Source organism: Mycobacterium sp. UM_Kg27 (assembly GCF_000972905.1).
Lineage (GTDB): Bacteria > Actinomycetota > Actinomycetes > Mycobacteriales > Mycobacteriaceae > Mycobacterium.
Window position 1 is genome coordinate 1 of record NZ_JRMM01000136.1, and the last position, 11,182, is coordinate 11,182.

Sequence of the window (11,182 nt, forward strand, 5' to 3'; positions counted from 1 at the left end):
TGTATAAGAGACAGGGCCGGGGCGGTGGTGGCCGCGCGCATTGGCACCACCTGGTCAGGCTGCGGCCCGCTGATCCGTAGGCCATTGGCGGCGATGGCGTCGACGTGTGCGCTCGACCGGTCCACGGCCAGCACGTCGTTGCCGGCCGCCGCCAATCTGGCGGCGTAGATCGAACCCATGGCGCCGCATCCGATGACCGCGATCTTCATCGGCTCATTCCCACCAGATCGGCGATCACGGCAGCCAGGTCGGGTTTCTCCTCCAGCCCGAAGCCTGGCGCGTCGGTCGGGGCGATGGTGCCCTCGGTCAATACACAACCCGGTGCGTAGCCGCCGAACGGTGCGAACACCCCGGGATAGGACTCGCAGCCGCCCAGACCCAGCGCGACCACGATGTGCAGATTGATCAGGTGCCCGCCGTGCGGGAAGGCGAAGCGACGATCAAACCCCTGCTGTTCGAGCGTCTCGATCATCCGGACGTATTCGGTGAGGCCGTAGCTGAGCCCGGCATCCATCTGGAAGATGTCGATGCCCGGCCGCATGCCGGCGTAGCGAACGAGGTTGGTCGCATCGCGCTGTGAGAAAAGGTTCTCTCCGGTGGCGATGGCGCCGTCGTAGGCCTCAATGACCGCGGCATTCAATGCGAAATCGAGTGGGTCACCGGGCTCTTCGTACCAGCGCAGGTCATAGGGGTTCAGAGCCTGTGCCCACTGCACTGCGCCGGCCTCGTCGAACCGGCCGTTGGCGTCGACGGCGACCCGGGATCCGCTGCCGACGATGTCGATCACGGCCTCGATGCGTGCCAGGTCTTCGCTGGTCGACGTGCCGCCGATCTTCATCTTGACCGCGTCGTAGCCCAGATCGAGATAGCCGCGGATCTCGCTGCGCAGCCGGTCCAGGGCGGCAGTCGAGTCCGCGCGATCGGAGCCCGGGTAGTAGTAGCCGCCGGCGGCATACACCGGGACGGCGGTGTTGACGGGGTCCCCGTCCAACTCCCTGCCGAAGTACTCGGCGATGGTGCGGTAGGCGGGCTCGTCGGCCAGTTTGGCGTTCAGGTCCCAGCACGCCAATTCCAGTGCGGCTGCGGCACCGGCCCGGTCGCCATGCCCGCCGGGCTTCTCATCTGCCAGCGCACAACACAGCACCCGCGCAGGATCGATGCGGCCGGCGTCGTCAAGCAAGGACTCGGGGCTCGCGCGCAACACTCGCGGGATCATCCGGTCGGCCAGGATGCCGCTCTGAGCGAATCGGCCGATCGAGTTGAACGCGACCCCGGTCACCGGCTTCCCGTCGCGGATCTGGTCGCTGACCACCGCGACCAGCGACACCGTGTGCCGGGAGAAATCGACCAAGGCGTTGGCGACCTCGCCGCGCAATCGGACCGGTGTCTCGATGATCTGGGTGATGCGCATGCGCGGTCAGTCCTCCTGGTGCGTCAATCCGCTCGCCGCAGGATGGCTTCCGCGTGCCGCAGCACCGGGGAGTCGACCATCTGTCCTTCGAACGCGAACACCCCGCGCTCGGTCTGCGCCGCGGCGAGCACCCTGCGCGCCCAGTCAACCCGTTCCGGGGCGGGCCGATAGGCGTCACGGACCACCGCGATCTGGCTCGGGTGGATGCACACCGTAGCAGCGAATCCGACCGCGGCGCCATCGAGTGCTTCGGCTTTGAGCCCGTCGAGGTCGCGGATGTTGAGGTAGACGGCGTCCAGTGCGGCCCGGCCGAACGTCGAGGCCGCCAACAACACACTCGAGCGCACGTGGCGGGCCACATCGCGGTACCGGCCGTCGGAGTGCCTGCTGGAACCGCCGCCCATGGCCGCGACCAGATCTTCGGCGCCCCACATCATCGCGACGCATTGCTGTGCGGCGGCGATCTCGGCGCAGAACACCGCGCCGCGTGGGGTCTCGATCAAGGCCACCACCTGCCGGGGCGCCAGCGCGGCGACCTGGGCGGCGGATTCGGTCTTGGCCAGCATCACCGTCGTGTAGGCGGTGTCTGCCAGGGCCTCCAAGTCGCGGGCCTGGTCTTCGGTTCCAGCCGGGTTCACCCGCACCACGGTCCGCTCCGGGTCAAGCGGCGTGCTCCGCAACGCTTCGCGAGCGGCGGGCCGATCCGCAGCGGCCACACCGTCTTCCAGGTCCAGGATCACCACGTCGGCGACCGCAGCCGCTTTGCCGTATCGCTCCGGGCGATCCGCCGGGCAGAACAGCCACGCCGGGCCGACGCCACTCATCGTCCGTCCTCTGGCCGCTTGCGCACCAGCGTGGTGCGTACCGCGCGGGCGACGATGTCGCCGTTCTGGTTACGTCCGACGTGCTCCAACGTCACGATGCCCTCCCCGGGACGGCTCTTGGACTCCCGCTTGTCGGTACAGACCGTCTCGGCGTAGAGCGTGTCGCCGTGAAACACCGGCTTGGGGAACGACACCTCCGAGAAGCCCAGGTTGGCCACGATGGTGCCCAGCGTCAGCTGCGCCACCGACAGGCCGACCAGGGTGGAGAGGGTGAACATCGAATTCACCAGGCGCTCACCGCGAAATCCCGGCTGCTGGGCCGCCCACGCCGCATCCAGGTGCAGCGATTGGGTGTTCATGGTCAGCGTGGTGAACAGCACGTTGTCGGCTTCGGTGATGGTGCGCCCGGGCCGGTGCAGGTAGGTGGTGCCGATCTCGTATTCCTCGAACCACAGGCCGCGCTGCTCGACGGTCTTGCTCACGTTGTCGGCCATCGTCACAGCCCCAGCGATCGTGCGATCAGCATCAGTTGCACCTCGGTGGTGCCCTCACCGATCTCGAGGATCTTGCTGTCGCGGTAGTGCCGGGCCACCGGATACTCGTTGATGAAGCCGTAGCCGCCGTGGATCTGGGTGGCGTCGCGGGCGTTGTCCATCGCCGCTTCCGAGGAGATCATCTTGGCGATCGCAGCTTCCTTCTTGAACGGCTTGCCCGCCAGCATCTTCGCCGCGGCGTCGTAGTAGGCGGTACGGGCGACGTGGGCACGGGCCTCCATCCGGGCGATCTTGAAGCTGATCGCCTGGTAGGAGCCGATCGTCTGGCCGAACGCCTCACGCTCGCCGGCGTACTTGACGCTTTCGTCGACACAGCCCTGCGCCACCCCGGTGGCGACCGCGGCGATCGCGATGCGGCCCTCGTCGAGGATGGACAGGAAGTTGGCGTAGCCACGGCCCTCGTCACCGAGCAGGTTGGCGTGGGGAACGCGGGCGTCGGCGAAGGTGAGCGGGTGGGTGTCCGAGGCGTTCCAGCCGACCTTGTTGTAGGCCGGTTCGACAGTGAATCCGGGTGTGCCGGAGGGCACGATGATGGTGGAGATCTGCTTCTTGCCATCCGGCCCGGTTCCGGTGACGGCAGTGACGGTCACCAGTGAGGTGATGTCAGTGCCGGAGTTGGTGATGAACTGCTTGGTGCCGTTGATGACCCACTCGTCGCCGTCGCGGCGGGCGGTGGTCCGGGTGCCGCCGGCATCGGAGCCGGCGCCCGGCTCGGTCAGCCCGAAGCCGGCCAGGGTGCGACCGGCAGCCAGATCCGGCAGCCAGGTCTGCTTTTGTTCCTCGGAGCCGAACCGGTAGATCGGCATCGCCCCCAGGCCGACGCCGGCCTCCAGGGTCATCGCCACCGACTGGTCGACCTTGCCGAGTTCCTCCAGGGCGAGCGCCAGGGCGAAGTAGTCGCCGCCCATCCCGCCGTACTCCTCGGGGAACGGCAGGCCGAACAGCCCCATCTCCCCCATCTTGGCGATGACTTCGTAGGGAAAGCTGTGCTCTTCGTCGTGCTTGGCCGCCACCGGAGCGACGACGGTGCGGGCGAACTCGGCGACGGTGTCGCGCAAGTCCTGATAGTGGCTCGGCAGGGTTCCTGCCTCGATCGTCGTCATGATTTCGCTTCCTCGGTCTCTTCCTCCGGGACCAGCCGCGCCAGCACCTGATCCACCTTCACCTGATCGCCCACCGCCACCAACACCTGCACCCGGCCGGAAATCGGGGCGGTCAGGGTGTGCTCCATCTTCATCGCCTCGACCACGACCACCGGAGCACCTTCGCCGACAGTGGATTCCGATTCCACAGCGACGGCGATCACGGTGCCCGGCATCGGACTGGCGATCTCTGCGGTACGCGGGCCGGCGGCGGACCGCACCACAGTGCTTTCCTGGGCCTCCCGCAGCTGCCAACTCCCGCGTTCGTCGCAGATCCACAGTTGGCCGTCGTCCTCGGCGAACAGGTAGCGACGTTGCCGCCCGGCCACGGTCGCGATCAGCTGATCGCCTTCGACATGGGCGCTGGCGCCCTGGATCTCGCCCTCGCCGATCTGCACCTGCGCGGCGTCGGGCAGGCCCCACACCGACACCGTCTCGGTGCGCAGCGGGGTGTGCATCTGCGTGCGCACCGGCGCCGCCGCGCCGATCCGCCATCCGCTCGGGGATGCCCACAGGTCCGTGCGGCCGCGCTGGGCCAGCTCCCACTGGCGGTAGAGGCCACCGGCGGCCAACACATCGTCGGGAGCGGGCAGCGGTGTGAAGTGGCCCGACCGGGCGTCGAGCAGTTCGGTGTCGAGGTCACCGGCGATCACCCGCGCATCGGCCAGCAGGAACCGCAGGAACTCGATGTTGGTCTGCACCCCGAACACCGCCGTGCCGGCCAGCGCCGCATCGAGTCGCGCCAGTGCCTGCGCCCGGTCGGCCCCGTGCGCGACTACCTTGGACAGCATCGGGTCGTAGTCACTGCCTACGACGGTGCCGTCCAGCAACGACGAGTCCACCCGCACCCCCGGACCGGTGGGTTCGTGCACCGCAAGCACCCGCCCGCCGGTGGGCAGGAAGCCCCGAGCCGGGTCTTCGGCATACACCCGGGCTTCGACGGCGTGCCCGGTGAAGGTGATGTCGTCCTGGGTGAAGGACAGCTTCTCCCCGGCGGCCACCCGCAGCTGCCACTCGACGAGGTCCAGGCCGGTGATCGCCTCGGTGACCGGGTGTTCCACCTGCAACCGGGTGTTCATCTCCATGAAGAAGAACTCATCCGGGCGATCCGCCGAGACGATGAACTCCACGGTGCCGGCGCCGACGTAGTCCACGCTGCGGGCGGTGTTGCAGGCCGCCGTACCGATCCGGTCGCGGGTGGCGGCGTCCAGCAACGGGGACGGTGCCTCTTCGATCACCTTCTGGTGGCGTCGCTGCAGGCTGCATTCACGTTCGCCGAGGTGCACCACGTTGCCCTGGGTGTCGGCGAGCACCTGTACCTCGATGTGGCGCGGCCGCAGCACGAATCGCTCCAAGAACAAGGTGTCGTCACCGAACGCCGAGGCCGCCTCGCGCCGGGCAGTGGCCAGCGCCGGGCGCAGCTGCGCCGGGTCGTCCACCAGGTGCATGCCTTTGCCACCGCCGCCGGCCGACGGCTTGATCAGCACCGGGTAACCGATCTCGGCTGCCGCGGCCACCAGCTCGTCGTCGGACAGACCGGGTTTGGCGATCCCCGGAACCACCGGCACCTCGAAGGCGGTGACGGTGTTCTTCGCTGAGATCTTGTCGCCCATCACCTCGATGGCCCGAGCCGGCGGCCCGATGAAGACCACTCCAGCCCGTTCGCAGGCGGCCGCGAATCCGGCGTTCTCGGAAAGGAATCCGTAGCCGGGGTGAATGGCCTGGGCGCCGGTGGCCGCGGCGGCCTCGAGCACTTTGGGTATCGACAGGTAGCTCTCCAGTACCGGTGCGGGCCCCAGGCGCACCGCGGTGTCGGCTTCACACACGTGGCGCGCCCCGGCGTCAGCGTCGCTGTAGACGGCTACTGACCGGATGCCCATCCGGCGCAGGGTGCGGATCACCCGCACCGCGATCTCACCGCGATTGGCTATCAAGACGGTTTCAAACATGTGCGCTCACATCCGGAATACGCCGTAGGAGACCGGGTCCAAAGGCGCGTTCGAGCAGACCGAAAGCGCAAGGCCCAATACTGTTCTGGTGTCAGCCGGGTCGATGATCCCGTCGTCCCACAGCCGCGCGGTCGAGTAGTACGGGTTGCCCTGCACCTCATATTGCTCACGGATCGGGGCCTTGAAGGCCTCCTCGTCGGCGGCCGACCACGGCTTGCCGGCGGCGTCGAGTTGATCGCTGCGCACGGTGGCCAGCACCGACGCGGCCTGCTCGCCACCCATCACCGAGATCCGGGCGTTGGGCCACATCCACAGGAATCGCGGTGAGTACGCCCGGCCGCACATGGAGTAGTTGCCCGCCCCATAGGACCCGCCGATCACGACCGTCAGCTTGGGCACCCGCGCACACGCCACGGCGGTGACCATCTTCGCGCCGTGTTTGGCGATGCCCCCGGCCTCATAGTCCCGGCCGACCATGAACCCGGCGATGTTCTGCAGGAACACCAGGGGTATCGAGCGTTTGTCGCACAGCTCGATGAAGTGCGCCCCTTTGACCGCGGATTCACCGAACAGCACCCCGTTGTTGGCGATGATCCCGACCGGGTGGCCGTGGATGCGCGCGAACGCGGTGACCAGCGTCTTGCCGTACTCGGCCTTGAACTCGCTGAACTCGCTGCCGTCGACCAGCCGCACGATCACCTGGCGCACGTCGTAGGGCACCCGCGGGTCCGGGGGAACCACGTCGTAGAGCTCGGCCGGGTCATGGCGGGGCTCGACAGAGTCGCTGATCTCCCATGGACTTTCGGGGCGAGGACCGAAGGTGGCCGCGATCTGGCGCACTAGGCGCAGCGCGTGTTCGTCGTCGTCGGCCAGGTAGTCGGTGACCCCGGAGACCTTGGAGTGCAGGTCACCGCCGCCGAGTTCTTCGGCGGTCACCACTTCACCGGTGGCGGCCTTCACCAGCGGCGGTCCGCCCAGGAAGATGGTGCCCTGTTCCCGGACGATGACGGCTTCGTCGCTCATGGCCGGGACGTAGGCGCCGCCGGCGGTGCACGAACCGAGCACCGCCGCGATCTGCGGAATGCCCGCGGCGCTCATGGTGGCCTGGTTGAAGAAGATCCGCCCGAAGTGCTCACGGTCGGGGAAGACTTCGTCCTGGCGGGGCAGGAACGCTCCACCCGAGTCCACCAGGTACAGGCAGGGCAGCCGGTTGCCCAATGCCACCTCTTGGGCACGCAGGTGCTTTTTGACCGTCACCGGGTAGTAGGTGCCGCCCTTGACGGTGGCGTCATTGGCGACGATCACGCATTCCCGGCCTGACACCCGACCGATCCCGGTGATGATCCCCGCCCCGGGGCACTCGTCGTCGTACATCCCGTCGGCGGCCAGTGGCGCCAGTTCCAGGAACGGGCTACCGGGGTCGAGCAGCCGGTCAACCCGGTCGCGGGGCAACAGCTTTCCGCGAGCCACGTGGCGCTGGCGGGACTGCTCGTTGCCGCCGAGGGCGGCCGCCGCCAGCTTGGCGTTCAGTTCCGCGACCAGGCGGCGGTGCTCGTCAGCGAATGCCGATGTTGTCATGACAGTGCCGACAAGTCCAGCGGAGCATCGGTTTTCGCGACCACGTCGTCGACGGTGATGCCCGGCGCGGTCTCGATCAGCGCCAACCCGTTCTCGGTGACGTCGATGACGGCCAGGTCGGTGATGATCCGGTTGACGCAGCGGGCGCCGGTGAGCGGCAGCGTGCACTGCTCGACGATCTTGGCGCTGCCGTCTTTGGCGGCGTGTTCCATCATCACGATCACCCGGCGCGCTCCGTGCACCAGGTCCATGGCTCCGCCCATACCTTTGATCATCTTGCCGGGGATCATCCAGTTGGCCAGGTCGCCGGCGGCCGAAACCTGCATGGCGCCAAGGACCGCCACGTCCAGGTGGCCGCCGCGGATGACGCCGAACGAGGCCGACGACGAGAAGAACGAGGCGCCGGGCAGGGTGGTCACTGTTTCTTTGCCGGCGTTGATCAGGTCGGCGTCGAGGTCTTCGCGCAGCGGATAGGGGCCGACCCCGAGGATTCCGTTCTCCGAGTGCAGCACCACATTGACGCCGTCGGGGATGTGGTTGGGAATCAAGGTGGGCAGGCCGATGCCGAGGTTGACGTACTGACCGTCGCGCAACTCGGCGGCGACCCGTGCGGCCAGTTCATCTCTTGTCAGGGTCATGCGCGCACCGTCTCCCGCTCGATTCGCTTGATCGGATCGGGCACGTGCACCACCCGGTGCACGAAGACTCCCTGGGTGTGCACCTCGGCGGGGCAGATCTCACCGGGCTCGACCAGGTGCTCGACCTCGGCGATGGTGATCCGACCTGCCGCAGCACAGTCCGGGTTGAAGTTGGCGGCGGCCTCGCGGTAGACGAGGTTGCCGTGCCGGTCGCCCTTCCAGGCGTGCACCAGCGCGAAGTCGGTGCGAATCGCCCGCTCCAAGACATAGGTTCGGCCGTCGAACTCCCGGGTCTCCTTCGGTGGCGAGGCCACCGCCACCCCACCGGCCCCGTCGTAGCGCCACGGCAAACCTCCGTCGGCGACCTGGGTGCCCACGCCGGTGGGCGTGTAAAAGGCCGGGATGCCGGCGCCGCCGGCGCGCAGCCGCTCGGCGAGGGTGCCCTGCGGGGTCAGCTCCACCTCGAGCTCGCCGGAGAGAAACTGCCGGGCGAACTCCTTGTTCTCGCCGACATAGGAGCTCACGGTGCGGCGGATGCGCTTGTGCTCCAACAGCACTCCCAGACCGACGCCGTCGACACCGCAGTTGTTGGAAACCGTCTCCAGGTCGGTGACCCCGAGCTGCAGCAGGGCATCGATCAACGTCTCCGGGATGCCGCAGAGTCCGAATCCGCCTACCGCCAGTGACGCGCCGTCGGTCACGTCGGCCACGGCCTCTGCCGCCGTCGCCACGACCTTGTCTATCGCCACCCGCGCCTCCTCATTTCAGTTAATATTCATTAACTGATGCCAGAGAATACCATTCTCAAGCAGCCCTGTCAGCCGCCGCCCAAATGCTCGATTGCCTGCTGGCGCATCTCGTCCTTGCGGACCTTGCCGGTGACCGTCATCGGGAACTCGGTCACAACCCGCACATAGCGCGGCACCTTGAAGTGCGCGAGTCGGCCGGTGCAGAACTCCCGCAGCCGCTCGACGGTCAGCGGCGGCGCCCCGTCGCGCATCATCACCACCGCCATCAGTTCCTCGCCATAGGTGTCGTCGGGCACACCGATGACCTGGGCGTCGCGGATGTCGGGATGGGCATAGAGGAATTCCTCGATCTCGCGCGGGTAGATGTTCTCCCCGCCACGGATCACCATGTCCTTGATCCGCCCGGTGATACGCAGATAGCCGTCGTCGTCCATCACGGCCAGGTCGCCGGTGTGCATCCAGCCTTCGGCGTCGATGGCCTCCGCAGTCTTGTCCGGGTCGTTCCAGTAGCCGGTCATCACCGAGTAGCCGCGGGTGCACAGCTCGCCGACCTGCCCGCGCGGCACCGTCGCACCGGTGGCCGGGTCGGTCAGCTTGATCTCCAGGTGCGGGCCGACCCGGCCGACGGTCTCGACTCGCTGCAGCAGCGAGTCCTCGCCGCGGGTTTGGGTCGACACCGGCGAGGTCTCGGTCATGCCGTAGCAGATCGCGACCCCGGTCATCTGCATGTCATCGATGACCCGTCGCATCACCTCGGCCGGGCACGGCGATCCCGCCATGATTCCGGTGCGCAGGCTGGTCAGGTCGTACTCGGCGAAGTCAGCCAGCCCGAGTTCGGCGATGAACATGGTGGGCACCCCATAGAGGCTGGTGCACGCCTCGTCCTGCACGGCCCGCAGCGTGGCCGCTGAGTCGAATCCGGGGCCCGGCAAGACGATGGCGGCCCCGTGACTGGTCGCCGCGAGGCTCCCCATCACTGAACCGAAGCAGTGATAGAGCGGCACGGGCAGGCAGATCCGATCTGCTGCGGTGTAGCCGAGCAGCTCACCGACCAGGTAGCCGTTGTTGAGGATGTTGCGATGGCTCAGCGTCGCGCCCTTGGGGTAACCCGTTGTGCCCGAGGTGTATTGGATATTGATCGGATCATCAGCACGCAGTGTCGCGGCCACCTGCGACAGTGCTGTCGCATCGATCGGCGTGCCGGTTAGCTCCTGCCACCGGGAGCCGCCGATGAACACCACCTCGCGCAGCTCCGGGCATTCGGGAGCCACCTCCTGCAGCATGACGACGTAGTCAGATGTCTTGAAACGCTTCGCCGAGATGACCAACGCGACCCCGGACTGCTTGAGCGCATAGGCCAATTCGTGGGAGCGATACGCGGGGTTGACGTTGACCAGAACCGCGCCGATCTCGGCGCTGGCGTACTGGGTCAATACCCATTCGGCACAGTTGGGCGCCCAGATGCCCACCCGGTCCCCCGGCCTGATGCCGGCCTGCAGCAGCCCGGTTGCCAGTCGGCGCACCTCGGCTACCAGCTCGGTGTAGCTGAAGCGCCGACCCGCCGGAACGTCAACCAACGCATCATGATCGGGGTACCTGCTGGCGATCGCCGCGAGATTGGCGCCGATCGTCGTCTCCAGCAAGGCGGGCTGAGCCCCGCCGCGGGCATAGGACAAGTCGTTCTGCGCCGCGGGTACCGCAGTTGACATCGGCTCCTCCACCGGTGCCGCCCGAAGCCCGATGTGCTCGCAGGCGACGGGTGTTACGTTAGTGGCCATTAACTCCAGTTGTCCACGACGGAGCGGAGGCGTGATGGCTTCTTCCATTCCGAAGTCCATCTCAGCCGACTCGGCGGGCAATGACGAGCCGGGCAACCGGCGCAGCCGGCTGAAGTCCGACCGGCGTAGCCAGCTGCTCGCAGCAGCCGAACGCCTCTTCGCGCAGGGCGGCTACCCGGCGGTGCGGCTGGAGGACATCGGCGCGGCCGCAGGAGTCAGCGGCCCGGCCATCTACCGCCACTTCGCAGGCAAGGAGGCGCTGCTGGTCGAGTTGCTCGTCGGTATCAGCACCCGGTTGCTCGCCGGGGCGCGCGCCGTCGAAGCGGGTGGACACAGTCCGCAGCAAGTGCTGGACGGCCTGGTCGAGTTTCATCTCGATTTCGCCCTCGGCGAGCCGGATCTGATCCGGATCCAGGACCGCGATCTGGCTCACCTGCCGGCCGCCGCGCAGCGTCAGGTGCGCAGCGCCCAGCGGCAGTACGTCGAAGTGTGGGTGAGCGTGTTGCGCGCGCTGCATCCGGGGCTGGCCGAAGCCGATGCACGGCCTGTCTCTTATACA

General features: G+C 67.6%; 11 protein-coding genes. 1 reads left to right on the plus strand and 10 read right to left on the minus strand.

The window, feature by feature from the left end; genetic code table 11:
• From LI94_RS17630 to LI94_RS17675, 10 genes are all read right to left on the minus strand, one after another.
• Window positions 1-209 (minus strand): 2-dehydropantoate 2-reductase N-terminal domain-containing protein (locus tag LI94_RS17630; protein WP_046302006.1); only part of this gene is annotated, 209 nt, incomplete at its 3' end.
• Window positions 206-1,411 carry an enolase C-terminal domain-like protein gene (locus tag LI94_RS17635; protein ID WP_024440825.1) on the minus strand — a complete coding sequence of 402 codons (1,206 nt, stop codon included), beginning with the start codon at window positions 1,409-1,411 and terminating at the stop codon, window positions 206-208. The genes LI94_RS17630 and LI94_RS17635, both read right to left, overlap by 4 nt.
• 23 nt (window positions 1,412-1,434) lie before the next feature.
• Window positions 1,435-2,235 (minus strand): CoA ester lyase, encoded by an 801-nt coding sequence (locus tag LI94_RS17640; protein WP_024440826.1) that lies wholly within the window; start codon window positions 2,233-2,235, stop codon window positions 1,435-1,437.
• Window positions 2,232-2,729, minus strand: a complete 498-nt coding sequence (locus LI94_RS17645) for a MaoC family dehydratase (RefSeq protein ID WP_024440827.1) — start codon at window positions 2,727-2,729, stop codon at window positions 2,232-2,234. Before LI94_RS17645 ends, LI94_RS17640 begins: the two co-directional genes overlap by 4 nt.
• A 2-nt stretch (window positions 2,730-2,731) precedes the next feature.
• A complete protein-coding gene (locus LI94_RS17650; protein WP_152664866.1) occupies window positions 2,732-3,892 on the minus strand; it encodes an acyl-CoA dehydrogenase family protein in 1,161 nt (386 codons plus the stop codon).
• The gene (locus tag LI94_RS17655) at window positions 3,889-5,880 is read right to left on the minus strand and encodes an acetyl/propionyl/methylcrotonyl-CoA carboxylase subunit alpha (RefSeq protein WP_046302007.1); all 1,992 of its coding nucleotides are present in this window, start codon (window positions 5,878-5,880) and stop codon (window positions 3,889-3,891) included. Before LI94_RS17655 ends, LI94_RS17650 begins: the two co-directional genes overlap by 4 nt.
• Window positions 5,881-5,886: 6 nt before the next feature.
• Window positions 5,887-7,458: a carboxyl transferase domain-containing protein gene (locus LI94_RS17660; RefSeq protein WP_046302008.1), complete on the minus strand. Its 1,572-nt coding sequence runs from the start codon at window positions 7,456-7,458 to the stop codon at window positions 5,887-5,889.
• Window positions 7,455-8,096, minus strand: a complete 642-nt coding sequence (locus tag LI94_RS17665; protein WP_024440831.1) for a 3-oxoacid CoA-transferase subunit B — start codon at window positions 8,094-8,096, stop codon at window positions 7,455-7,457. Before LI94_RS17665 ends, LI94_RS17660 begins: the two co-directional genes overlap by 4 nt.
• The gene (locus LI94_RS17670; protein WP_024440832.1) at window positions 8,093-8,839 is read right to left on the minus strand and encodes a CoA transferase subunit A; all 747 of its coding nucleotides are present in this window, start codon (window positions 8,837-8,839) and stop codon (window positions 8,093-8,095) included. The genes LI94_RS17665 and LI94_RS17670 overlap by 4 nt, the downstream gene beginning before the upstream one ends.
• 74 nt (window positions 8,840-8,913) lie before the next feature.
• Entirely contained in the window at window positions 8,914-10,554 is a 1,641-nt protein-coding gene (locus tag LI94_RS17675; RefSeq protein WP_046302011.1) for an AMP-binding protein, read from the minus strand.
• Between the two features lie 103 nt (window positions 10,555-10,657).
• Between LI94_RS17675 and LI94_RS17680 the strand changes: the two genes are divergently transcribed.
• A partial coding sequence (locus LI94_RS17680; RefSeq protein ID WP_046302009.1) for a TetR/AcrR family transcriptional regulator occupies window positions 10,658-11,182 on the plus strand: 525 nt, incomplete at its 3' end.